Here is a 22,909-nt window from a genome sequence, read left to right on the forward strand (position 1 = left end):
TTTTTCGTATTTTCCCCATAGAAAAAATCCCCTCCATAGTAGACAGATTAATGTGCTTTCTTTTTTCTGTCTACTATAAGGGGATCATATCAATTTAGGGGGGCGATTTTTATCTTAACCGAATTATGCCATTATTTCCTGATAAACATCCTCGTTTTACTTGTTTCATCCATTGATCATTCATTGGCTGGAGCTATGTTTCTTTTTTTACGTTTTCTAAATCTTTGTGGAGCTTTTCTTCCTCTCGTCTGGATACTTTCAGAATTACCTTCATGGTAAAAACAGCACCAAGGAAGAAAATAGCGAGCGAGATAATGGCAGGAATATATTCCATTTTGTTTTCCGGGAAATACAGAAATTCCATCATCATGCATCACACCTTTTGTAGGTAGTCATCAATCATAGTATACCATCTTTGCCCAGGAAAATCATTACCTGTACGATCCTGTCCGAGTAACATCGTTAACTGCCCGGCACTTTCAAACCCTTCTTCTTCTTGACAGGCTTCCCAAATAGTTTATTTGTCATCTGGGGAGCTCTCGTAAACAGCAGCATCCCTATGAGTGCCAGAAGAACAATATATATACCGCTGAATATTTTAAACACACCTGTAGCTATACTGGCTATAATGACAGAAAATTCTCCCCTGGAGCAGAGAGAGAGACCTGCACGGAAGGAAACCCTCGGTGACAGACCGTACAGCTTTCCCCCAATGATGCCTACAAGCATCTTTCCTGCAATAGACCAGAAAACCAGAATTGCCAAAAGTGGCAGCATCGGCACCCCATTGACGAATTGGATGGTCGTACCAAAATAAACGAAGAAAATGGGCAGCACTAGATTCTGAATCGGATGAACCGTCTGCTCCACCCGCTCGATCCGTTCTACATCCGAAAGCATCATCCCTGCCAGAAATGCTCCAAGCACCTCTGAAAGCCCCAGCCATAACGCCAGGCCTCCATAAGATAACGCAATACCAATAAATAATGCGATTTTAAAATCTTCGTCATGAATCTTATTTAAAAACTGATCAAACTTCTTAAAAACCGTTTTACCAAGAATAATCGCTGCTACCGTAATACCAAAGATTTTGATAACGAGAATGCCGCTATCAAAGAGGGTCATGGGTTCTCCCGTGCTTAAACCGATTATAATGGCTACCACAATGGGAGCCACCAGATCCTCAAATATTAAAATACCGAGTATGAATTCTGATTCTCTATTTGCCATTCTCCCTGTATCGCCCAGCAGTTTCGCCGTGATGGATGAACTGGTGGCATAAGCAACCCCGCCGAGCAAAAAGGCATAAAAAGGATCGAGGCCATACCAGATTCCGATGAAGGTAACAACTCCTAGATTAAGGAATACATCCAGAAGACCGGCAGGCCAGATTTTCCTGGCGATCCCGCCAAGGCGTTTTAATTTAAATTCCAGGCCGAGCAAGAAGAAAAGTATCACAATACCGATTTCGCTGGCAAAATGAAGAATCTCATGATGACTGATCCATTTTGCCAGTATGATGCCCAGGAGAATGTACAGAATGACATTAGGCATTTTCATTTTGAGGCTTAGAAACCCAAACCAGAAAACGAACAATAAAACGATTCCTGCCCCCAAAAGTATAGGAAACTGCTCCACCGTTTATGTTTCCTCCCCCTTGCAAATCCCCTCAAAATTTGCTACTTCTTCTTCTTTTCCCATAATCATAATGACATCTCCCGGCAAAAGTTTCGTGTCCGGATCAGGGGAAGCGATCATTTCCTCTCCTTTTACAATTCCCATGACGGTTACCCCGGTTTTGTTTCGAATTTCTGACTCTTCAATCGTTTTATGGACTAATGGCGAATGTTCCTTCAGCTTAATCCAGTCCACAACAATTTGATTTTTGAACATCTTTAATTTCTCTACATCCACTGGCTGGTAGGTAGCGCCCAGAAGCTGGGCACCCAGCTCCCGGGTTTCATCAGACGTTAGCTCCATGGAATAATCTGCTTCATCGCTATCGGCATCTTCAAAAAAGTAAAGTTCCCGTTTGCCAGTGTGATGGACAATCAATACGAGCATATGATCTTCTGCAGTCCGAAATGTAATTTTTTGTCCGATGCCCGGCAGCTGTGAGATGGATACACTCATCGGAAATCTCCTTTCCAGCTCATCACAAGATTTTGGTGCGTTAAAAAGGATTAGGCCGGTATTCACTCTTAAAAGCTTTTATACAAATTGGCCATTTCGATGGCACTGACTCCGGCTTCCCAGCCTTTATTTCCCGCCTTTGTTCCGGCCCGCTCAATTGCCTGTTCGATCGTATCAGTCGTCAGCACCCCAAATATTACAGGGATTTCCGTTTCCATTCCTGCACTGGCAGTGCCTTTGGCAACCTCATTGCTTACATAATCAAAATGAGGAGTGGCTCCACGTATGACGGTTCCCAGTGTAATAATCGCATCATATTTTCCGGCTTTGGCCATTTTTATAGCGGTCAGGGGAATTTCAAATGCGCCCGGAACCCAGGCTACATCGATATCCATTTCCTCTACTCCGTGCCTTTTTAAGGCATCCAGAGCTCCATTCAGTAATTTGCCGGTAATAAACTCATTGAACCTTGATACAACAATCCCTATTTTCAAACCAGTTCCCACTAAGTTTCCTTCATAAACATTATACATGATGTCATTCCTCCTCGTTCATATTGATTAAAGATCGAGCATATGCCCTAATCTGGACTGTTTTGTTTTCAGGTATTGGTAGTTTTCTTCTTTTGGCGGGATTTTTAGGGGAACCCGTTCCACCAGTTCAAATCCATACCCTTTCAAACCAACAATTTTTCTTGGATTATTTGTTAACAGTTTCATTTTCTTTACGTGTAAATCTCTTAAGATCTGGGCGCCGATTCCATAATCCCTCAGATCGTCTGGAAAACCTAATTTATGGTTGGCATCTACCGTATCATACCCTTCTTCCTGGAGTTTGTAAGCTTTCAGTTTATTTAAAAGACCGATGCCCCTGCCTTCCTGTCGCATATAAAGAAGCACTCCTTTACCGGCCTTTTCAATTTGTTCTAGAGCTGCATGCAGCTGGGGGCCACAATCACATCGGTATGATCCGAACACATCTCCGGTGAGGCATTCGGAATGCACCCTCACCAATACGGGTTCATCTTCATCCCACTCTCCTTTGATCAGTGCGATATGTTCTTTGCAGTCGACTTTGTTTGTAAAGGCAATGGCTTTAAAGTCCCCAAAGGATGTAGGTAGCTCAATTTCTACTTCCCTCTGAATCAGTTTTTCTTTTTTGCGCCGATATTTGATCAGGTCTTCAATGGTTATCATTTTCAGGTTAAACTTTTCCGCGATTTCCCTCAGCTCAGGCACCCTTGCCATCGTCCCGTTTTCATTCATGATTTCACAGATCACACCTGCTGGATGCGCTCCTGATAATCGGGCTAGATCCACTGCTGCTTCCGTATGGCCTGCGCGACGGAGCACCCCGCCTTTCCTGGCAACGAGAGGAAAAATATGTCCGGGTCTTTTAAAATCTTCTGGCCGGCTTTCATCATCAATCAGTTTCATGATCGTCTCTGACCGCTCAAAGGCACTAATGCCTGTATGGGTTTCTTTATAATCAATGCTGACGGTAAATGCGGTACCGTGACTGTCGGTATTGACCTCTGTCATGGGATGCAAATGCAATTGATCCGCTTTTTCTTCTGTAATCGGAACACATACTAGCCCGCGACCTTCCTTGATCATAAAATTCACCACTTCAGGTGTAGCCTTTTCTGCAAGGGCAACAAAATCCCCTTCATTTTCACGGTTTTCATCATCCACCACAATAATCACTTTTCCCTGTTTTAGATCTTCCAGCGCTTCTTCTATGGGATAAAACATGCTGTCCACCTCTTTTTAGTCCAAAAATCCGTTGGTTTTTAAATCTTCCATCGTAATCCCACCGGCTCGTTTTTCAGCCGACCGGTTCAACATTCTATATACATACTTTGTTAACATATCGCACTCAATATTAACCACATCCCCCTGACTTTTACGGGATAAGATGGTCACTTCCTGTGTATGGGGAATTAATGATATGGTAAAAGACGAGTCGGTCAGATCAAAAATGGTTAAGGAAGTGCCGTCAACAGCCACTGATCCTTTACTTAACATATATTTTGTCAAATCACCCGGTAAGGAAATCTCCATGTACAGAGCATTTTCCCTTGAATATCGGTTTTTAATGACCCCTGTTCCATCTACATGACCGGTGACAAAATGCCCACCGAATCTACCGCCTGCAGCCATGGCCAGCTCCAAATTGACCGCATCGCCCCGGCCAAGGGACTTCAATGATGTGGCCTGAAACGTTTCAGGCATGACATCCACAGAAAAAGAGCTTGCGTCAAATCTGGTAACGGTTAAACAAACTCCATTGACGGAAATACTGTCGCCGATTTGTATGTCCTCTAACATTTTTCTGCACTGAATATCCATTTCCATTGCTTCACGTTCCCTGTGAATCTGTTTAATGGTTCCAACTTCTTCAACAATCCCTGTAAACATCAGGTTGCCTCCTTCCTGATGGGCCTGGCCACAATTTTTAAATCCTGTCCCAGAGATTTCACTTCCACAAATTCAAAAGGAAGACTTTCAACTATTTTTTCTGCACCTTTTCCTGAAAAAAACGGTCTGGCATCAGAACCACCAACCAATTTCGGGGCCATATACATAATGATTTGATTCACATAACCGGATTCTATAAAGGATGTGTGGATCTTTGCACCGCCCTCTACAAACAGGCTTAAAATATTTTGTTTTGCCAGTACAGTAAGCAGTTCAGAAATATCAATCCTGTCTGTATTCAGACGAATGACAGCTACTCCCCTTGCTTGAAGGGTTAACTCCTTTTCTGCATCAGCCTCTTTTGAGCATATGACTATGGTTTCAGTTGATAAATCCTGAATAACATTGGCGTGCAAAGGAATGCGCAGATGGGTATCCAGCACAATGCGTATGGGGCTTATTCCTCCGTGGGGCAAACGGGTGGTTAGCCGCGGATTATCCTGAATGATGGTATCGATTCCAACTAAGATCGCATCATGTCTGTGTCTTAATTCATGAACATCCAGTCTCGCAGTTTCACTCGTAATCCATTTACTGTCTCCTGTATGTGTAGCCATTTTTCCATCCATAGATACAGCCGTTTTCAATGTAACGAACGGTTTTCCCGTTTTCATGAAGTGAAAAAAGGGTTCGTTCAGCTTTTGGGCTTCCTGTTCACAGATGCCGGTCTCAACTTCGACACCTTCCTGTTTCAACCACTGAACACCACGTCCGGAAACGTTCGGATTCGGGTCAAGGGTAGCTATATATACTTTTTTAATCCCGTGTTCGATAATTGCCTTTGAACAGGGAGGGGTTTTCCCATAATGGGAACAGGGTTCTAAGGTTACAAACATATCGGCACCCTTTGCATCAGAACCCGCCTGTTTTAAAGCATTCACTTCAGCGTGGGCCTCTCCAGCTTTCACATGTACACCGGCCCCAATCAGTCTCCCTTCCTTCACGATTACGGCTCCTACAGACGGATTTGGGCTCGTCTGGCCAAGGGTCTGTCTGGCCAGATCAAGGGCTAATTTCATGTATTTCTCTTTATATGATACCTCTTCCAAATCCTGATCACCCTCCCATCTTTAATAATGGATTGTACCAACGCCTGTTCTTTCAGACTTCAGAAGGAATGGCGGACAATGGATCGAGATATCCCGCCAACTCAAACATAAAAGCCCCGGCAGATACAGCCGGGGCCCTGTTATACATATGAAGACATGACAAAACTGGTGCTCTTAAAAGAACACATGTCTTTCCTTCTCCCATCCAGACTTTCACTGTCGGTCCCGGATTTTCACCGGATCCACCGCAAACATCCTGTTTACGGGTCACGGACTGAGAACGGGAATACCGTCCATCACCGCCGGTCGGGAATTTCACCCTGCCCCGAAGGAAAAGCCTATATCTATTTTCCTTTAGATTATCCATGTTTATGACCCCGAATGTCAAGAAACAATGCTTGATTCATTCGTGTTTTTCGGTAACATTTTAAGAATGTTTTCATAATGAATGAAAGAACGTAACAACGTTCCAGATCTGGGAATGTCAGTTTCATTGTTTTTATCCCGGGGATATGATACCTTAAACTTGCAGATGAGGAAGGAGGAATGAAAAATGAGTGTACATATTGGAGCGAAAAAAGGTGATATTGCCGATAAAATATTACTGCCCGGTGATCCGCTCCGGGCAAAGCATATCGCGGAAAACTTTCTGGAAAATGTCTATTGCTATAACGAGGTAAGGGGGATGTATGGCTATACCGGAACTTATAAAGGTAAAAAAGTTTCGGTTCAGGGAACAGGGATGGGAGTGCCGTCCATATCCATTTATGTGAATGAGCTGATTCAGGAATATGATGTCCAGACGCTGATTCGGGTAGGTACCTGCGGGGCATTGCAAAAAGACGTAAGGGTTCGGGATGTCATTCTTGCATCGACCTCTACCACTGATTCCCAGATGAATCGGATGGTATTTGGCGGCATTGATTTTGCACCGGCTGCTGACTTTGAATTATTAAAACACGCCTATGAGGCCGGCAACGAAAAGGGATTAAAGCTTCGTGTAGGCAATGTGTTCACCAGTGACAGCTTTTATCGTGACAATGCCATGGAACTTTTTGAATTATTGGCAAAATATAATGTTCTTGCCGTTGAAATGGAGACAACTGCTTTATATACACTGGCTGCCAAATTTAACCGAAAAGCCCTTTCTGTTTTAACCGTCAGTGATCATGTCATCACCGGAGAAGAAACAACAGCCCAGGAACGTCAGACAACGTTCAATGACATGATTGAAATTGCTCTGGAAGCTGCCATCCAGTCCTAAGGTACATCCATTTCTCTGATCTGCTATAAGAAGCGCGGCCAACGGTTCAGGCAAACATTCCTTATAGCAGATCAGATCTGTTCACCTTTCTTAAAAGGAAAACATATCTTGAAGGTAAAAGGAGGGTGACAGATGAATTTCCGTTATTTTGGTCATTCCCAATATATCAGACAACTGGCTTTCAATCACTACCGACCTGAATACCCACCAATTGATCCTTCCCAATTTCAGTCTTCTCTTTCTTTATATTCAGAACTTATTCAGGATGCGGAAAAAATCATTCTGTATTTTAAAAATTCTGAGCAAGCATCTCGCCGTTTAATGGAAGCAGCCCAGCAGTCCGACAGCGAACAAGCCAGGAAAATCATCCAGCAATCCGGCATTTCCCATCCCATTACAGTAAATTTTACACCCAATCAACTGATCATAACCCTTTTGTCAAACCATAGCACGCCTGGACATTGCTGCGAATTAAAAATGGTCGTATTCTGGTAATTGTATTGTCAACTAACAAAATATCCGGTTGACAATACAGGACGTTCCTTCTATGATAAGAGAAGAAGTAGGAGGGACAGTTATGATCACACAAAAAAGACAGTTTCAAACCATTGATCTTACCATGGGAGCCCTATTTGTGGGTTTAATGGCCATTGGAGCAAACATTTCAGTATGGTTACCCTTTTTAAAAGTGACATTTGGAGGGACCACCATTCCGATTTCACTACAAACTTTTTTTGCATTGCTTGCCGGATTGTTATTGGGTAGTCGTTTAGGTGCATTTTCCATGATTGCTTACCTACTTGTGGGAGCAACCGGTGTTCCTGTTTATTCCGAAATGAGCGGGGGCGTCATTCATTTAGCAAGCCCTACAGGCGGATTTTTGATTTCTTTTATTTTTGTTGCCTGGGTAGCAGGATTCATTGTGGAAAAATCTAAGCAAACCGCCTCTTTCGGTACATATATTGCCGCATCGCTAACCGGTCTGGCAGTAAATTATTTAATCGGGACTCATTATATGTATGCATCATTAAATTGGTGGATGGATTCGGAAATCTCCCTGTCTGCCGCATGGTCGATCATGGTTCCTTTTCTCGTCAAAGATATGATTTTAACATTTGTTGTTGCTGCTATTTCCGTCAAAATGGTGCCGAGAATTAGCTCCATCATTTCTTCAAGACCCATTTCAAGCAGATCTTAGAGAAACAGGAAGCGCTTTTGCCAGCATGTAGGATAGGTTTGATGTAGCAACAAAATAAAACCGGATTAATGAAATGCTTTATCGTTAACCAAAAATAGCATACCCTTCTGGTATGCTATTTTGATGCTCACTTGATTTAATGACTTAAAGGAGGAAAGGAACAACAAATATTCTATCTCATTCCGTCATTTTTCCTCTATCACAAATTTTGCAAGTGTTCTTGCCATAACACCCGTTGGCCCCTTTGGACCCAGTTCATGGGGCTGATCGGAAACAGCAGTCCCCGCTATATCGAGATGAACCCAAGGGGTCTGTTCTGCGAATTCTCCGAGAAAGGCTCCTCCCATAATCGGATGGGCTTTTCTTCCCGGAGAGTTATTCAAATCAGCAATCTCGCTTTTGCGGACCTGATCCCGATACACATCGAAATAAGGGAGCTGCCAGATTGGTTCGCCGGTATACCTGGATGCCTCCTCGATTTTTTCATACAACTCTATATTATTGGTCATAGCACCCGTCACCCAGTCACCAAGGGCAACAACCACTCCGCCAGTGAGGGTTGCGACATCAATAATTCGTTCGGCGCGATGATGTCTGGCATATACAATCGCATCTGCCAGAGCTAACCTTCCTTCAGCATCCGTATTCCTCACTTCGATCGTCTTTCCGCTAAAGGATGTGACTACATCGTCTGGTTTAAAAGCCGATCCGCTGATCATATTATCTGTTGCCGGAATTACCGCTACCACATTATTTCGTGGTTTTAATATCCCCATTGTCTCCATGGCGCCAAGCACAGAAGCTGCGCCTCCCATATCCGTCTTCATTCCGACGATGCCGTCTTTTGTTTTTAATGAATAGCCGCCTGTATCAAAGGTGATCCCTTTTCCAACAAGTCCAATGACATCTTCCCATTTCTCTTTTCCCTGGTATTTTAACACGATCATTTTGGGCGGTTCCACCGAGCCCTGATTCACGGCAAGTAGAGCGCCCATCCCAAGTCGTTCCATATCTTCTTTTTCTAAAATTTCAATATCAAATCCGTATTTTTCGGCTAACTTTCTGGAAAAGTTCGCAAGCTCTGTTGCATTCAACAAATTTCCAGGCATATGAACTAGCTGCCGGGCTGTATTTGCCCCTATGCCAAAAGCCTGTCCAACAGTTATAGCATTCTGGATATCTCTTTCATCTTCGCTGACTAAAACCCGAATACGGTCGATTCGTTTTTTTGACTGCTCATTGCCAGTTTTGTAGTGAGGAAAGATATAGGTTGCCATTTGTTTGGCTTCTGCGAGCACCTCGGCAGCCACTTTTTCCGATAAATGATCCGGTACAAAACTTTCCAGAACTATACTGACACTCTCCCGTTCATCTTCCTGAATTTTTTTAAAAACTGTTCCAAATACTTTGCGAAGAGTTTGTAAATCCAGCTGTTTTCTGTGTCCTAAACCAACGATATACAACCGTTTAGGGTTTATTTGATTCAGAGTATGTATCACCGTTACCTTTTGAGCATCATCACGGATGTCACCTTCCTGTACGTAATGCTCAAGCATGTTGTCCATTTGTTCATTCAGTTTTGAATAAAAAGTTTGCTGCTTTCGGTTCCCTTTAAACATCCCGACAATCAGTGATTCATCAGGAATATCCCATTGACTCAGGGGTTGAATGGTAAACATATTTCCACCTCCAGATTATGTATATATTATATCGAATAATAGTATTTCGTTAAACGAATTTTTTGCACTTGCGAATAATTTTCCCAGTTGACATGTGCATGTTCATGTCTGAAAAAGAGTTATGATATAATAGGTTTATTCCACAGTGTTATCCTGTTATATAAAGGAATTTCAATCCCCTCTAAAACGGACGCTTCTCTGGAGAAACCTACATTGAAAAGGAAGGGATGTTCTCATCAGTCATGGATATTTTCTCAAACTTCCCATTATGGATTGCTTTATTTGGCGTATTATTCGCTCAGCTCATTAAAGTTCCGATTCATTTTTTGGCCACAAAAGAATTTAAACCGGGCCTTGCATTCAGTACCGGGGGAATGCCAAGCAGTCATTCTTCTGCAGTCAGTGCATTGACGACTGCCATTGGGATTGAGAATGGACTGTCTTCCCCTGTCTTCGCCATTGCCTGTGTCTTTAGCATTATTGTGATGTATGACGCATCAGGAGTCCGAAGGCATGCCGGAGAACAGGCAACGGTACTGAATCAGCTAGTAAAGGATTTTCAGCGATTTATGGTAGAAGCAAAGGATTGGAGCAAAAAAGAGGAGCTGGAGAAACGGGAAGAATTAAGGGAACTGCTCGGACATGAACCCATTGAAGTTTTTTTTGGTGCGGTCACAGGTGTGGGGCTGGCACTGTTCATTTATTATATAGGATAGAATTTCGAACAGGCAACTGGAGAAGATTCTTTATGAAGACATAAAAAGAAGCTCATAACAGGTGATGTTCAGGAAATCCATCAGCTGTTATGAGCTTTTTATTTGGCCGGCTATTGGGAGTCATTTTAGAATAATAGGGTCTCTAGCTCTTTGTAATCTCTTCCCGATATGGCTGCAAGGCTTCAATGGCATTGAGCTGCCCCAGCTGTTCGTCGGTTAATGTACCGTTTCCTTTTTTAATAATATAAACTTCTACCTGTTTTTTGCCCCATTTTTCATAGACATCCTGCACGGTTTCAAAATATAAATCAATCCGATTCCCCTTGATGGCAGCTCCCTTATCGGCCACGACACCATAGCCATAGCCGGGAATAAACATGATTGTCCCTATTGGAAATTTAGTTAAATCGGCCGCAATTGTCGAGAATAAGTCCCGTCTTACTTTTACACCTGAATACGTTATCCCATATAAAGGATGGCCGGGACTTTTTCCGGTAGATTCGGGTCCTGCTGTATATCCGGTAGCTACAACGGTAGCCGTCTCATATTTTGAAAGTTTCATGACTTCTTCCAGGGGCAAATCGGCAGCCACTTCCTGACTGGATACGTAGCGTTCTTTCGGTTTGGTATGTTGAATTTCTTTTTTCTTAACCGCAAACGTTCTTGTTGCATGCATGGATTGAGCAGACATATTTGTTTGAATAAACGCTCTGCTGTACAGACTATTTGTCAGCTCTTTGGCAGATACATTTGAAATAGATGTAAACGTTGTTAATAGTGCCGCTAATACTAGAGTAAACATCGATACAGATTGAATGATTTTTTTACCCATCGATAACACCTCTCTCGGTGTCATCGTTTCCAGAATGGGATCATTTTATACATCTGATGAAAAACATTTTAAAACATCTGATATCCTCTAGCTCTTAACAGCCGAATCACAAATCCAGAGACAATGGTGCCTATAAAGCCAAATAGTAAAACAATAACATCTCCTGCATGTAAACGAAGCACATTGTCCCAGAGAGCATGAAAGGATGCTGCAGGCCTGGTGAAATATTGAGAAAAAGGAATTTTGTCGACGATGATGATAATGACAAGCGGGTATATAAATGCCATAACCCATGTTTTTCGTAATAACATATTAAGCAAGAAAGCAATTCCAAAGAATAAAACGAAAAATAATAACGACGCAATCACCAGCTGAAATATGTTCAATTTGCTTCCTCCTCAGTATTGAAACAAACCATTTAAGTCGCTTGAAAACCCAAACTCTATTTTATAAATAAACGTAAAAAAAAGCAAAGGCAGTGGATTCACTGCCTTTGCTTTTTTCGACTTCAATTAAAATTTCCCCTTCTTTAATACAAGTCCCAGTCCGCCCAATTTAAAGAGGTAGCGGTTATCAATTATTTTTTTCATGAAAACAGCTCTCCAGCCATACAGTTTTTTGCCGTTGAACACGACACCGATTGCATCATCTTCCCCTAAAGAAGCGACGGTACCTTTAATGTCTGGCTCAAAGGATTCAAGTTCATGGCTTCCTCTGACGAGGGCCTTCAGGTTTGCAGCTGTCGTTTCAGCCATTTGAATGGCGATCTGAGCAGTTGGAGGGTATGGTCTCTCTGTTTCTTTATTAAAAACGAGAGCACAGTCTCCGATGATGAATACATCGTCATCATTAGGTGCCCGCAAGTCATCCCGAACAGGGACTCTTCCCCGGTTGACTTCAAAACCGGATTTTTCCACAATAGAATTCCCTCGCACACCTGCAGCCCAGATGACGTTTTTCGATTTTATTTCTTCCTGCTCACCATCTTTTTCTACAATGATTCCTTCTTCCGTACATTCCTTAATCATGGTGCCGAGTTTAAATTCCACGCCTTTTGCTTCTAAACGGTTCATGGCATATTCAACTAATTCAGGGTCAAAACCTGCAAGCGCTGTTGGCCCGGCTTCCACATTGATCAGTCGTACTTGATCACGGTCAATATCATATTCTCTACAAAGTTCCTCTACCCGATTGGCCAGTTCTCCAACAAACTCAATACCTGTAAATCCTGCCCCTCCTACCACTATGGTTAAGAGCTCAGGACGTTCTTCATTTTCATTATTATAGCGGGCAAAATTGTACTCAATATGATCACGAATTAAACGGGCGCTGTTGATGTTCGTAATCATGAAGGCGTTCTCTTCAAGGCCTTTAATACCAAATGTTGCAGGTTCAAATCCAAGGGCAACCACTAAATAATCATATTCCAGCTCTCCATTTTCGAGCTGAACTTTTTTTTCATCTGCTTTGATGGATACGACTGTATCCTGCACAAAATCCACTTTGTTAAAATCGACAACATCTTTAATGGGGATGCGGGTGCGATCATGGTGAAGTGTTCCTGCTGAATTTTCATGGAGCCATGTGGTTTGATAATGATAGTCGTGTTTGTTAACCAGAGTGATATTGGCTTCATTTGTACCAAGCATCTTCTGCAAATTGACCGTTGTCATCATTCCTCCATACCCGGCACCTAAAATGACGATTCTCGGCTTCTTCATCTTCATCACTTCCATCTGTAAATTTTTGTTGAAATCAAAAAGCAAGTGGCAGAAAATGAAATGTTTGTGACCTATTTCACGTACTTGCCCATAAAAAAAGCCATTGTACTTATTTATTAAATTGTCACAAAATCGTAAAAAACATTATCCACTGTCCATCATAGAACTTTTTATTTATTTTTTCAACCCTTTCAAGGTATTTCAAATCTTTCAGACTTTTCTTAATCTTTCAGGGCTGTCTTTCCTCAAAAAACATAATCCTTTAGAAATATGCTAAAATAATAGGGGATTTGAAAATCTGGATTGGGGGAATGTTTGTGACAAATCGTGTATATGATATTACAATCATTGGTGGAGGTCCAGTAGGATTATTTACAGCTTTTTATGGCGGTATGCGTCAGGCAAGTGTGAAAATTATTGAAAGCTTACCCCATCTGGGCGGTCAACTTTCTGCCCTCTATCCTGAAAAATACATCTATGACGTTGCCGGTTTCCCGAAGGTGCGCGCCCAGGAACTGGTTGACCAATTAATTGAGCAGGCAGGGCAGTTTGACCCTGAAATCGCCTTAAGCGAGTCCGTACAAACCATCGAGAAGCTGGATGACGGCACTTTTAAACTTACAACAGATCAAAGAGAACATTTTTCAAAAACAATCATTATCACGGCCGGTAATGGAGCCTTTCAACCAAGGCGTCTCCGGGTAGAAAATGCTGATCAGTTTGAAGGGGTTAATCTTCATTACCACGTACAGGATCTAAATGCTTTTAAGGGCAAGAACGTCCTCATTGCCGGGGGCGGAGATTCGGCAGTAGACTGGGCGCTTATGCTTGAGCCGATTGCTGACAAGGTTACTCTGGTCCACCGTCGGGATCAATTCAGAGCTCACGAACACAGTGTCGAACAAGTAAAAGCTTCATCCGTACAGATTAAGACTCCTTTTGTGCCAGTTGAATTAATCGGCGATGATCGGATTCGGCAGGTTGTTCTCCAGAAGGTCAAAGGAGACCAGACAGAGATGATTGATGTGGATGATGTCATTGTCAATTATGGATTTGTATCTTCCCTTGGTCCGATTAAAAACTGGGGACTGGAAATTGAAAAGAACAGTATTGTGGTCAACTCGAAAATGGAGACCAGTATACCTGGAATATATGCTGCAGGTGACATCTGTACCTATCCAGGGAAGGTTAAACTCATTGCTTCAGGATTCGGTGAAGGGCCTACCGCGGTTAATAACGCAAAAGCATATATGGATCCGGATGCCAATGTTCAGCCCAAACATTCCACCAGCATGTTTTCACAGGATTAACCGTGGCCATCAGGGCCCATTTTCAATGATCGTGAGCCGGTGTTCACCAATGTGAACCCGGCTTTTGTTTTCCTCTCTGACATCCTCTAATAACAGGGATCAAAAACGTTACCCGATCATTTCCCTATGAAGGATTCATTAATAATTCAGTTACTTTGTAAAGATCGTTTGCTTTTTCTATGGTTATATGGAGGGTAAATGAACCGTGTATGTCCGATGAATTAGGCTGCTCAAGCAGGTATCGCTCCGGCTCTTCACTTGTTCTTTTTAGGGTAAAATCCTTTTCGGAATCAAATAAAGGAGGCATTCCCTGAGGGAGAAAATATACACTCTCTTCCCTTTCCTCATAATATTGGTCAACAAAACTTTCAGCCAATTCATCACCTGTCACTTCCTGTATGTAATTCAAAAGTTCTTTTATTGTTTTAAAATCCTTAACTCTATACTCCTCATCAACGGGTACAAATAATCGCTCTTGAAATGTGATGACCAATTGTCTTGCATCCTCTTCAGATAACCCCTTCGTTTCCTGATCAGACTCCTCTTGAGGGGCACTATTATCCGATGAATTTGTTGTTGTGTTTTCCTTTTCATTCTCCTGATTTTCCTCATTGTTTTGTTGATCTTCTTGAGAAGATTGATGTTCATTTTCCGCCAGCGTTTCTTTCTGGCTCTCTGATGATACATCTCCCCCCTGGGACTGGCTGCCCCCCGTTTCATCACTGTCAGAACACGCAGCAAAGAGCATAGCAATGAGGAAAAGGATCGTCGATAAAAACACATGTTTCTGTCCTGGCATCTCATAACTCCCCTTTTCAGATTTAAACAACCGCTGTGTAATGATCCTTCATTTCATAAACTTCGATGTACATCAATATTATAATATTCTACCTAAATAATTGGTATCAGCCTTTTGGTTTTTGTCCGTTCGTGTGCATGTCCAGGTTGTTTTTTTAACAGCTGATCATCAGAGGTGTCTGATTTACCCGATTTAAGGACTTGCAAGAAAAAGTCCTTGCTATACAGGCAATAGCAAGGACATGATAAAGAACTCCAGGATAAACAAAAAACATTAACATTCTTCTGGAGTGCCTGTTTCCGCAGCAGTACGGAATGAGGAACCGCAGCCACAGGATACAATGGCATTCGGATTATCGATTGTAAATCCTCCGCCCATCATATTCTGTTTAAAATCAATAGTTGTTCCTTCAATAATTGGTATATCCTGCTTATTGACGACAACTGGAATTCCGTTGGATTCAAATGTCAGATCATTTTCTGTGATTTCATAGTCAAACCCCATCGCGTAAGACAATCCGCTGCATCCTCCGCCTTTAACCCCAAAACGAAGGTGCACCTTTTCCTGATCTTCATCTTTCATCATTTCTTTAATTTGCAAGCTTGCACTTTCTGTAATGGTTACAACCATACTCCCATCCTCCTTTACTTTTGAGTATACAAAGAATCCCCATCATCTTCAATTAGATAATACCGGTCTTGTTCCAGTAATAAGTTCCGATTGCTGTCGTTTCAGCCGGTCCTCTCATCCTGACAGGCCCATCATGCTCCCAGGTAATCCATAAATCTCCGCCGGTTAAATGAACGCATACTTCCTGGCCCCTTTCGCTGAATCCATTCAACACAGCAGCAACGACCGCTGCACATGCACCGGATCCGCAGGCCTGAGTGACACCTGACCCTCGTTCCCAGACCCGGAAATTCATTTCATTGGATTGTATGATTTCTGCAAAATCAACATTTACTCCTTCTGGAAAACGATGGTCGCCGGTGATTGCCGGACCTAATTCATATAAAGGGGCCTTTTCAATTTGATCCACAAAGAAGACGGCATGCGGATTTCCCATGGATACGGCAGTTAGTCTAAGTTCTGTTTCATCAACAAGGAAAGGCTCATTCACGACCTTATCTGTTTCTGAACCTTTCATAGGAATATCCTTTCTATGGAGGAGGGGTTTTCCCATATCAATGGTTACGGAATGTACCTTCCCCTTTTTTTCCTGAACTTCCGCCTGAACGACACCTGCCCTTGTTTCAACAGAAAATGTAGTATCGGAAACAAGCTGATGTTCATAAACATATTTCGCAACGCACCGCAGACCGTTGCCACAGGTTTTCCCTTCCGAACCATCTTTATTAAACATACGCATGCCAACAGGAGCCCGTTCTGAAGGAGTAATTAAGATTAAGCCGTCCGATCCGATTCCTGTATGAACATTGGATACATCTTTAGCCAGTTCAGGCAGAAGAGCTTCTTCTATCGGATAATCAAAAACATTGATATAAATATAGTTGTTTCCCAGTCCGTGCATTTTCGTGAAAGGGATTTCCAATGACCTCACCTCTTAAAATGTCTCAAGTTTATTTTATATAAGATGCTTGATGTCCTACAAGTTTAACATTTAGATGTCAGCCAGTGAATCCATTTGTGTTGCAAATCGAAAAGAAAAGCACAGGTGATTCGCAAAAGCCCTGCTGACTGTTGGGGCCCACCGAGGGAGATGGGGGCCGGACAATACATCCCTGCAGTCAAAATTTGTAACTTTATTCTATTTTTTTTAAAAAAAGCGCCTGAAAATAGGCGCCTGGTTTAAAACATCGGGTTTTCTTCGAGGTGTTGATAAACATTTTGTACCAGCTGTTCCGGTGTTTCGGCTGTGACCACCTCCCCATTGACGATGGCAAATAACGTCTGAGCGCACAATCCGCAATGGCTTGTGCATCCATATTCGATCACGTCAAGGTCGGGATCTTTCTCCAGTTCCTCCATCGCTTTTTGTGAACCGCTTGCCAGATTATTGACACAAAATTCAATAATGGGATTCATATGATCACTCTCCTTCGTTCCCTGCTGTGTATCCCATCTCACCGGAATGGAAGTTCCTCATCTGCTTTTTAAGCTACAGGTTCAAATCCTTTTTCTTCCAGAGCCCTGTAAATCGCCTTCAGTTTCGGATTGCCTTCACCGACAATTTCATCATCCACTAAAACAACTGGATAAAACAGATCTTCTTCAATCACCCTGCGGGCAAATTTCTGATGTTGATCATCTTCTGGAGGAGAAAAAATATCGATATATTGATACATTATGCCTTCTTCGCCAAATTTCCTGGAAATGGCTGCCTGAATCCATTCGAAAGTTTCTCTTGAACCTGGCAGGTTTACACAGCTTGCACAAATTTGTTCCGCACCATACACAGTAATCTGAACGGTTCTATCCATCTATCAAAACCTCCTAACGGTTACATTCCTTTCAGCCATTATTATTTTACAAAAGATCAAAAAAAAGATAAAATGAAAACGATTATCAGTATATATCATAGATGGAAAATTTGCCTTTCATGAACGGCAGTGTTTCCTGGAAATGGCTGAAAACCAATTTCATCAATAGATTTTTTCCGGCAAAGATTTTATAATAAAAATAAGTCAGAAAGGAGAAGATGCGCGATGTATGAGCAAGTACAGGAAGTGATTAACAAACTGAGACCATTCTTGCTGCGTGATGGCGGGGATGTTGAATTAGTAGATGTGGAAGACGGAATTGTTCGTTTAAGACTGATGGGGGCATGCGGCAGCTGCCCAAGCTCAACCATCACATTAAAAGCTGGAATCGAACGTGCTTTAATTGCTGAGGTGCCTGGAGTACGGGAAGTCGAACAGGTATTTTAATGCATAAACAGATCATGCCCTTGCTATGGACGGTGAATAGCAAGGGCATTTTTCATATAGCAGAAACATCAAAGGTATCTACCTTCAATCCATGGGGTTCCACATGAAAAACCTCCCAATTAAACTCTGGATACTTCTTTGCCCACTGATCGATTCTCTTTTCGGCTGTCTCATCATCGAACATACTGAGCATTGTAGGTCCTGCTCCACTTAAAAATGTCCCGTAAGCTCCATGTTGTTCCATCTCATGTTTCATCTTCTCATAATGGGGAATGAACATTTTTCGGTATGGCTGATGGAACAGATCCTGGTCCATCATTTTGCCGAGAAGCGGGAAATCCTCCTGAAACAGAGCAGCTACCGAGACATTGGCAATGGCACTGGCTTCTACACTGCTCTTAAAGGATAAAGACGCCGGAAGAATTTCCCTGGATGTTTTCGTTTCCAGTTCAAAATTCGGTATGATACCGGCAAAAGCAACCCTGTGTTTACCTGCATTTGTTTTGATATAAGATAAATTCTGCTGATCATAATAGGCTATCACCCATCCCCCAACAATTGAAGGTGCCACATTATCCGGGTGGCCTTCCATTTTCGTGGCATACAGCACCTTTTGATGTTCAGATAGCTGAAGATTGAGAATTTGATTGGCCAGTTCCACTCCAGCTGCCACTGCCGCTCCGCTGCTGCCCAGTCCTCTGGCAAGAGGTATGTCGCTTTCTAATTCGACTTCATATGGAGGGAGATCATCATAGCCTGTCTGGTGAGCCACATATAGAGCGCTTTGATAAATCATATTGTCTTTTCCTTCAGGAATTCCCCTTAACCCCTGTGTAAGCGGGATAAATCTCCACCTGTCAGCTTTTTTGCATCTGATCTTTAAAAAAAGATTCAGGGCGAGACCAATGGAATCAAATCCGGCCCCCAGATTAGATGTACTTCCCGGTACAGTAATGGTAAATTGTTCGGTCATCATCGTTTAATACTCCTTCTTATGGTATCCATGATGATGGACTGATCGTTTGGGAGCACCTTTTTCGAAAAATCACTATGGTCTATGGCAGTGTCAGGATCCTTTAATCCGTTTCCAGTCAGAACGCAGACCGCCGTGCCCCCTTTCCCCAGTTTCTCTGCTCTACCCGCTTTCATCAATCCTGCGATGGAAGCACAGGATGCCGGTTCAGCAAAGATGCCTTCATGTTTAGCCAGCCAATGATAGGCCTGCAAAATTTCCTCGTCTGTCACTTCATCAATTTGGCCTCCTGATTCATCAGCAGCCTGGACAGCCCCCTTCCAGCTGGCCGGGTTGCCGATACGTATAGCTGTCGCAATCGTTTCTGGCGTTTCAAATACTCGGTTGTGCACGATTGCAGCAGCTCCGCTGGCTTCATATCCCATCATTTTGGGGAGACCAGTACCCATTTGTTGATCGTATTCTTTAAATCCCTTCCAGTATGCTGTTATGTTTCCGGCATTTCCCACCGGAATGAATAAATAATCTGGTGCATTTCCTAGCTGGTCACAAACCTCAAATGCTGCTGTTTTCTGTCCTTCAATCCGATAGGGATTAATCGAATTTACCAGGGTAACCGGTTCGGATTCACTTAACTCCTTAACAACCTCAAGCGCTTCATCAAAATTACCATCAATCGTAAAAATATGAGCACCATGCATAATAGCCTGAGCCAGTTTTCCCTGAGCAATTTTTCCATGGGGAATGACGATTAAACATTTTAACCCTGCCCGTGCAGCAAAAGCAGCAGCTGAGGCTGACGTATTTCCGGTTGAGGCACAAATGACAGCTTTCGCACCTTCTTCCATCGCCTTTGCTATCGCCATGACCATTCCTCTGTCTTTAAAGGAACCAGTAGGATTTAAACCCTCTACTTTAGCATAAATATTCATGTCCAATTGTTCGGACAGTTTATTCAGTTTAACCAGCGGCGTGTTTCCTTCGTAAAGGGTAAGTTCCGGTGTAGTCTCATTAACCGGCAAAAATGATTCATAGTGTTTTAAAAGCCCTTCCCAGACCATTGTATCGTTCCCCCTCATGATTTCCGTGGATGTTTGATTGATAAAGTTCTTTTCAGGCCTTCCGGGATACACGGAAGAAGTCCCCAAAACTTTATAGATTTAAGCCTGTTCCTCTACCCGGTAAATGCTTTTAAGCTGATGAACGATCGGTAGTTGGTTCAGATTCTCTACTACCTGTTCGAATTGTGCCTTATTGGCTAGATGAGTGACGATGACAATTTCGGCAGTTTGCTTTTTCTTTTTCGGAAGCTGTAATATTTTATCCAGGCTGATTTCTGCACTGGTGAATATTTTCGTGATTTCCAGAAAAGTACCTGCTACATCTTCTGCCTCCATCCGAAAAAAGAACTTGGAGTAGATTTCCTCTTTTGCTTTAAGCTGTTTAGCATATTGCGGTATGACATAAGAGGTTCCATTTACGCCGAGAACCATATTTTTCACAACACCGACCAGATCAGACACCACCGCAACGGCGGTAGGCAGACTTCCGGCACCAGGACCGTAAAACATGGTTTCCCCTACAGCGTCTCCATAAACGTACACCGCATTGTATTCATTTTTCACCGACGTTAATGGATGATCCTTCTTCAGCAGAACAGGCTCCACACTGACTTCTACTTTATCCTCATCACGAGCAGCCAGCCCGATTAATTTCATTTTATAGCCAAACTGGTCAGCCAGTTTCATATCTTCTGTACTGATTTTGCGGATTCCCCGAACTTCTACATCATCTAATTCAACAGGCATTGAAAAAGCTAAGCGGGCCAACAAAGCAATCTTTCTGGCTGCATCCAGCCCATCAACATCTGAAGAAGGGTCAGCTTCAGCGTATCCAAGTTCCTGAGCTTCCGCTAATACATCTTCAAAACCCCGTTCATCTTCATCCATTTTTGTCAAAATATAATTGGTTGTTCCATTGACAATCCCCATTAATTTATGAAGGCGGTCCGATACAAGTCCCTCTTTCAGGGACCGCAAAATGGGTATTCCCCCGGCAACACTGGCTTCATAAAACATATCCAGCCCTTTTTCCCTGGCGAGTTCAGTTAATTCAAGGCCATACTCAGCCAGCATATCTTTATTAGCGGTTACCACATGCTTGCCATTCTCAAGAGACCTCTTTACAAGGTGATAGGCCTCATCGATCCCCCCCATTACTTCTATCACGATTTGAATCTCTTCATTCTCAACGATATCATCACTGCTCGTTGTCAACAAATCCGGGTCCACTTGAACATTCCGCTTCTTATGGATATCGTTGACGAGTATTTTCATAATTTCCAGTTCACATCCGGTCTGATGGTGTAATTCTTTTTGATGGTTTTGCAGGATTTTTACCACTCCAGCTCCAACTGTACCGAGTCCGCACAGGCCGATTTTCATTCTTTGCACTGGTCTATTCCCCCTTACCGTTTGTGTCTTTGATATATATACATACGTTTATATATAGTGGACATTATAACGCTGTTTTTCCCGGACCGCAACAGCTGGTTGGTAATTTTCGAAAGAAATTCTTTTAATTTTATATCAGATGGAGCATAAGCAATAGAATGATAAGGGAATTGTCGTCATCCCATTTGGGGCCATCAGATTAAGATAGGTTCAGGTGAGGTGATTTGAACACGAATCGAGATGTCAGCACCGGCCTACAGGGGGGATTTACATGAACCTATGGGGATGAAACAGTGATTGCGTATGAGTCTTGCATGAACAATGAAACTGCCTGGATATTCAGAGCGTGTTTGAATCATTCTGATAGCAGATTTTCTCAATATAAAAAAGTGCCCCTATCATTTATCCAGGGACACCTCTCTTTAAGTAACCGGGGTTTTCGGTTTTTTTCCGTTTAAAACGAGTTCGATATTTTCCAGTGCCAGTTTCATCATTTGGTAGCGAGTATCCTTTGTAGCGGATCCGATATGGGGAAGTGCGGTAACATTGTCTAGCTGAAGAAGGGGATGATCCTTGCCAATCGGCTCATGCTGAAAGACGTCCAGGCCCGCTGCCAGTATTTTCCCTTCTTTCAAAGCTTCATATAAATCTTGTTCATTAACGGTTCCCCCGCGGGATGTATTAATAAAAATGGCTGTATGCTTCATCTTCTGAAAAGCCTTTCTGTCAAAAAGCCCCTCTGTTTCCCGGGTAAGGGGAGTCATGCAGACGACAAAGTCCGACTGTTCAAGCAGATCCTCAAAAGGGACATAAGTTGCACCGATCCTTTTTTCTGCATCCGGTCTACGCCTTCGATTATGATAGAGTACATTCATGTGAAAGCCTTTTGCCCGGTGGGCAACAGCCTCTCCGATACGGCCCATTCCAACAATACCGATCGTTTTATGATGGACATCCGTTCCGGCCATGAAAAGCGGAGACCAGGTTGTCCATTTGTCTTCTCTGATGTATTGATTGGCTTCCACCAGCCTTCTCGCTGCAGCTAAAAGTAAAGCAAAGGTTAAATCAGCTGTGGATTCAGTCAGTACGTCAGGAGTATTGGTTACGATAATTCCTTTTTTATGGGCATATTCGACATCAATATTATCGTACCCTACTGCCATATTGGCGATAATTTTAAGATGTTTCCCGTTGTCCATCAGCTCCTGGTCCACCACATCCGTCAATGTCGTAAAAATTGCATCAGCCTGTTTGAGTTGCTGAAAAAGTTCTGTCCGGGATACAGGCAAATCTTCATAAGGCCACATCTGGATGTCCCATTGGTCTTTATAGGGCATCCATATTTTTTCTGGAATTTTTCTTGCCATATATACTCTGGGCCTGGACATCACAATCCCTCCATAAATGGTTTGAT

26 protein-coding genes and 1 riboswitch are annotated in these 22,909 nt (G+C 42.7%); of the genes, 6 read left to right on the top strand and 20 right to left on the bottom strand.

Translation table 11 applies throughout. The features are described 5' to 3' along the window. Positions 1–193 precede the first annotated feature (193 nt). From EDD68_RS15305 to ribD, 7 genes are all read right to left on the bottom strand, one after another. A complete protein-coding gene (locus tag EDD68_RS15305) occupies positions 194–367 on the bottom strand; it encodes a hypothetical protein (protein ID WP_165902169.1) in 174 nt (57 codons plus the stop codon). 95 nt (positions 368–462) lie between these two features. After that, positions 463–1,638, bottom strand: coding sequence for a cation:proton antiporter (locus tag EDD68_RS11815; protein ID WP_243646856.1), 1,176 nt, complete (start codon positions 1,636–1,638; stop codon positions 463–465). 3 nt (positions 1,639–1,641) lie between these two features. Then, on the bottom strand, positions 1,642–2,133 hold the full coding sequence (locus tag EDD68_RS11820; protein WP_132372499.1) for a cation:proton antiporter regulatory subunit: 492 nt from the start codon (positions 2,131–2,133) through the stop codon (positions 1,642–1,644). A 68-nt stretch (positions 2,134–2,201) separates the two neighbouring features. Continuing rightward, positions 2,202–2,666, bottom strand: a complete 465-nt coding sequence (gene ribH, locus EDD68_RS11825; protein ID WP_132372500.1) for a 6,7-dimethyl-8-ribityllumazine synthase — start codon at positions 2,664–2,666, stop codon at positions 2,202–2,204. Between the two features lie 27 nt (positions 2,667–2,693). Next, positions 2,694–3,887 (bottom strand): bifunctional 3,4-dihydroxy-2-butanone-4-phosphate synthase/GTP cyclohydrolase II, encoded by a 1,194-nt coding sequence (locus EDD68_RS11830; RefSeq protein WP_132372501.1) that lies wholly within the window; start codon positions 3,885–3,887, stop codon positions 2,694–2,696. Between the two features lie 15 nt (positions 3,888–3,902). After that, positions 3,903–4,553, bottom strand: a complete 651-nt coding sequence (ribE, locus tag EDD68_RS11835) for a riboflavin synthase (protein WP_132372502.1) — start codon at positions 4,551–4,553, stop codon at positions 3,903–3,905. Continuing rightward, positions 4,553–5,662, bottom strand: coding sequence for a bifunctional diaminohydroxyphosphoribosylaminopyrimidine deaminase/5-amino-6-(5-phosphoribosylamino)uracil reductase RibD (ribD, locus tag EDD68_RS11840; protein WP_341540279.1), 1,110 nt, complete (start codon positions 5,660–5,662; stop codon positions 4,553–4,555). Before ribD ends, ribE begins: the two co-directional genes overlap by 1 nt. Positions 5,663–5,851: 189 nt before the next feature. Continuing rightward, positions 5,852–5,999, bottom strand: a riboswitch (FMN riboswitch). Between the two features lie 216 nt (positions 6,000–6,215). On the opposite strand from ribD, the gene deoD reads away from it, so the two are divergent. The 3 genes from deoD (at position 6,216) to EDD68_RS11855 (ending at position 8,124) form a co-directional block, all read left to right on the top strand. Next, on the top strand, positions 6,216–6,926 hold the full coding sequence (deoD, locus tag EDD68_RS11845; RefSeq protein ID WP_132372503.1) for a purine-nucleoside phosphorylase: 711 nt from the start codon (positions 6,216–6,218) through the stop codon (positions 6,924–6,926). 132 nt (positions 6,927–7,058) lie between these two features. Next, positions 7,059–7,421: a YuzC family spore coat inner layer protein gene (locus tag EDD68_RS11850; protein ID WP_132372504.1), complete on the top strand. Its 363-nt coding sequence runs from the start codon at positions 7,059–7,061 to the stop codon at positions 7,419–7,421. An 82-nt stretch (positions 7,422–7,503) separates the two neighbouring features. Then, positions 7,504–8,124 carry a biotin transporter BioY gene (locus EDD68_RS11855; protein ID WP_132372505.1) on the top strand — a complete coding sequence of 207 codons (621 nt, stop codon included), beginning with the start codon at positions 7,504–7,506 and terminating at the stop codon, positions 8,122–8,124. Positions 8,125–8,309: 185 nt separating this feature from the next. On the opposite strand, the gene EDD68_RS11860 is transcribed toward EDD68_RS11855, so the two are convergent. Next, the gene (locus EDD68_RS11860) at positions 8,310–9,803 is read right to left on the bottom strand and encodes a leucyl aminopeptidase (protein ID WP_132372506.1); all 1,494 of its coding nucleotides are present in this window, start codon (positions 9,801–9,803) and stop codon (positions 8,310–8,312) included. Positions 9,804–10,045: 242 nt separating this feature from the next. On the opposite strand from EDD68_RS11860, the gene EDD68_RS11865 reads away from it, so the two are divergent. Then, entirely contained in the window at positions 10,046–10,519 is a 474-nt protein-coding gene (locus EDD68_RS11865) for a divergent PAP2 family protein (protein WP_132372507.1), read from the top strand. Between the two features lie 142 nt (positions 10,520–10,661). Here the strand turns inward: EDD68_RS11865 and EDD68_RS11870 are convergent, their stop codons facing one another. The 3 genes from EDD68_RS11870 to EDD68_RS11880 form a co-directional block, all read right to left on the bottom strand. Continuing rightward, positions 10,662–11,351, bottom strand: a complete 690-nt coding sequence (locus EDD68_RS11870) for a 3D domain-containing protein (RefSeq protein ID WP_165902171.1) — start codon at positions 11,349–11,351, stop codon at positions 10,662–10,664. 68 nt (positions 11,352–11,419) lie between these two features. Beyond that, entirely contained in the window at positions 11,420–11,737 is a 318-nt protein-coding gene (locus EDD68_RS11875; RefSeq protein ID WP_207902586.1) for a YuiB family protein, read from the bottom strand. A 126-nt stretch (positions 11,738–11,863) separates the two neighbouring features. Beyond that, the gene (locus EDD68_RS11880) at positions 11,864–13,072 is read right to left on the bottom strand and encodes an NAD(P)/FAD-dependent oxidoreductase (protein ID WP_132372508.1); all 1,209 of its coding nucleotides are present in this window, start codon (positions 13,070–13,072) and stop codon (positions 11,864–11,866) included. Between the two features lie 317 nt (positions 13,073–13,389). Between EDD68_RS11880 and EDD68_RS11885 the strand changes: the two genes are divergently transcribed. Next, entirely contained in the window at positions 13,390–14,382 is a 993-nt protein-coding gene (locus EDD68_RS11885) for an NAD(P)/FAD-dependent oxidoreductase (RefSeq protein ID WP_279388264.1), read from the top strand. Positions 14,383–14,506: 124 nt separating this feature from the next. Here EDD68_RS11885 and EDD68_RS11890 read toward each other — a convergent pair whose 3' ends face one another. From EDD68_RS11890 to EDD68_RS11910, 5 genes are all read right to left on the bottom strand, one after another. Further along, the gene (locus EDD68_RS11890; RefSeq protein ID WP_132372510.1) at positions 14,507–15,181 is read right to left on the bottom strand and encodes a hypothetical protein; all 675 of its coding nucleotides are present in this window, start codon (positions 15,179–15,181) and stop codon (positions 14,507–14,509) included. 273 nt (positions 15,182–15,454) lie between these two features. Continuing rightward, a complete protein-coding gene (locus tag EDD68_RS11895; RefSeq protein WP_132372511.1) occupies positions 15,455–15,811 on the bottom strand; it encodes a HesB/IscA family protein in 357 nt (118 codons plus the stop codon). 52 nt (positions 15,812–15,863) lie between these two features. Beyond that, entirely contained in the window at positions 15,864–16,712 is an 849-nt protein-coding gene (gene dapF, locus EDD68_RS11900; RefSeq protein WP_243646860.1) for a diaminopimelate epimerase, read from the bottom strand. A gap of 278 nt (positions 16,713–16,990) precedes the next feature. Continuing rightward, positions 16,991–17,227 (bottom strand): YuzB family protein, encoded by a 237-nt coding sequence (locus EDD68_RS11905; RefSeq protein ID WP_132372513.1) that lies wholly within the window; start codon positions 17,225–17,227, stop codon positions 16,991–16,993. 68 nt (positions 17,228–17,295) lie between these two features. Continuing rightward, on the bottom strand, positions 17,296–17,622 hold the full coding sequence (locus tag EDD68_RS11910; protein ID WP_132372514.1) for a YuzD family protein: 327 nt from the start codon (positions 17,620–17,622) through the stop codon (positions 17,296–17,298). 225 nt (positions 17,623–17,847) lie between these two features. On the opposite strand from EDD68_RS11910, the gene EDD68_RS11915 reads away from it, so the two are divergent. Next, positions 17,848–18,069, top strand: coding sequence for a NifU family protein (locus EDD68_RS11915; RefSeq protein ID WP_132372515.1), 222 nt, complete (start codon positions 17,848–17,850; stop codon positions 18,067–18,069). 52 nt (positions 18,070–18,121) lie between these two features. Here the strand turns inward: EDD68_RS11915 and thrB are convergent, their stop codons facing one another. The 4 genes from thrB to EDD68_RS11935 form a co-directional block, all read right to left on the bottom strand. Next, positions 18,122–19,045: a homoserine kinase gene (gene thrB / locus EDD68_RS11920; protein ID WP_243646857.1), complete on the bottom strand. Its 924-nt coding sequence runs from the start codon at positions 19,043–19,045 to the stop codon at positions 18,122–18,124. Continuing rightward, positions 19,042–20,103, bottom strand: coding sequence for a threonine synthase (gene thrC / locus EDD68_RS11925; RefSeq protein ID WP_132372516.1), 1,062 nt, complete (start codon positions 20,101–20,103; stop codon positions 19,042–19,044). The genes thrB and thrC overlap by 4 nt, the downstream gene beginning before the upstream one ends. A gap of 99 nt (positions 20,104–20,202) precedes the next feature. Further along, a complete protein-coding gene (locus tag EDD68_RS11930) occupies positions 20,203–21,486 on the bottom strand; it encodes a homoserine dehydrogenase (protein ID WP_132372563.1) in 1,284 nt (427 codons plus the stop codon). A 431-nt stretch (positions 21,487–21,917) separates the two neighbouring features. Next, positions 21,918–22,883: a 2-hydroxyacid dehydrogenase gene (locus EDD68_RS11935; protein ID WP_132372517.1), complete on the bottom strand. Its 966-nt coding sequence runs from the start codon at positions 22,881–22,883 to the stop codon at positions 21,918–21,920. Between the last annotated feature and the right edge of the window lie 26 nt (positions 22,884–22,909).

It is taken from the genome of Melghiribacillus thermohalophilus (assembly GCF_004342905.1).
GTDB lineage: Bacteria > Bacillota > Bacilli > Bacillales > Alkalibacillaceae > Melghiribacillus > Melghiribacillus thermohalophilus.

What these genes read in the sequence shown, in the direction of transcription:
- deoD (WP_132372503.1), top strand. Translation starts at nt 6,216, where the DNA reads ATGAGTGTACATATTGGAGCGAAAAAAGGTGATATTGCCGATAAAATA.
- EDD68_RS11860 (WP_132372506.1), bottom strand. Translation starts at nt 9,803, where the DNA reads ATGTTTACCATTCAACCCCTGAGTCAATGGGATATTCCTGATGAATCA.
- ribH (WP_132372500.1), bottom strand. Translation starts at nt 2,666, where the DNA reads ATGTATAATGTTTATGAAGGAAACTTAGTGGGAACTGGTTTGAAAATA.
- EDD68_RS11910 (WP_132372514.1), bottom strand. Translation starts at nt 17,622, where the DNA reads ATGGATAGAACCGTTCAGATTACTGTGTATGGTGCGGAACAAATTTGT.
- EDD68_RS11850 (WP_132372504.1), top strand. Translation starts at nt 7,059, where the DNA reads ATGAATTTCCGTTATTTTGGTCATTCCCAATATATCAGACAACTGGCT.
- EDD68_RS15305 (WP_165902169.1), bottom strand. Translation starts at nt 367, where the DNA reads ATGATGGAATTTCTGTATTTCCCGGAAAACAAAATGGAATATATTCCT.
- EDD68_RS11870 (WP_165902171.1), bottom strand. Translation starts at nt 11,351, where the DNA reads ATGGGTAAAAAAATCATTCAATCTGTATCGATGTTTACTCTAGTATTA.
- EDD68_RS11830 (WP_132372501.1), bottom strand. Translation starts at nt 3,887, where the DNA reads ATGTTTTATCCCATAGAAGAAGCGCTGGAAGATCTAAAACAGGGAAAA.
- EDD68_RS11865 (WP_132372507.1), top strand. Translation starts at nt 10,046, where the DNA reads ATGGATATTTTCTCAAACTTCCCATTATGGATTGCTTTATTTGGCGTA.
- EDD68_RS11890 (WP_132372510.1), bottom strand. Translation starts at nt 15,181, where the DNA reads ATGCCAGGACAGAAACATGTGTTTTTATCGACGATCCTTTTCCTCATT.
- EDD68_RS11905 (WP_132372513.1), bottom strand. Translation starts at nt 17,227, where the DNA reads ATGAATCCCATTATTGAATTTTGTGTCAATAATCTGGCAAGCGGTTCA.
- EDD68_RS11895 (WP_132372511.1), bottom strand. Translation starts at nt 15,811, where the DNA reads ATGGTTGTAACCATTACAGAAAGTGCAAGCTTGCAAATTAAAGAAATG.
- EDD68_RS11880 (WP_132372508.1), bottom strand. Translation starts at nt 13,072, where the DNA reads ATGAAGAAGCCGAGAATCGTCATTTTAGGTGCCGGGTATGGAGGAATG.
- EDD68_RS11930 (WP_132372563.1), bottom strand. Translation starts at nt 21,486, where the DNA reads ATGAAAATCGGCCTGTGCGGACTCGGTACAGTTGGAGCTGGAGTGGTA.
- thrB (WP_243646857.1), bottom strand. Translation starts at nt 19,045, where the DNA reads ATGATGACCGAACAATTTACCATTACTGTACCGGGAAGTACATCTAAT.
- EDD68_RS11855 (WP_132372505.1), top strand. Translation starts at nt 7,504, where the DNA reads ATGATCACACAAAAAAGACAGTTTCAAACCATTGATCTTACCATGGGA.
- thrC (WP_132372516.1), bottom strand. Translation starts at nt 20,103, where the DNA reads ATGGTCTGGGAAGGGCTTTTAAAACACTATGAATCATTTTTGCCGGTT.
- dapF (WP_243646860.1), bottom strand. Translation starts at nt 16,712, where the DNA reads ATGCACGGACTGGGAAACAACTATATTTATATCAATGTTTTTGATTAT.
- EDD68_RS11935 (WP_132372517.1), bottom strand. Translation starts at nt 22,883, where the DNA reads ATGTCCAGGCCCAGAGTATATATGGCAAGAAAAATTCCAGAAAAAATA.
- EDD68_RS11820 (WP_132372499.1), bottom strand. Translation starts at nt 2,133, where the DNA reads ATGAGTGTATCCATCTCACAGCTGCCGGGCATCGGACAAAAAATTACA.
- ribE (WP_132372502.1), bottom strand. Translation starts at nt 4,553, where the DNA reads ATGTTTACAGGGATTGTTGAAGAAGTTGGAACCATTAAACAGATTCAC.
- EDD68_RS11915 (WP_132372515.1), top strand. Translation starts at nt 17,848, where the DNA reads ATGTATGAGCAAGTACAGGAAGTGATTAACAAACTGAGACCATTCTTG.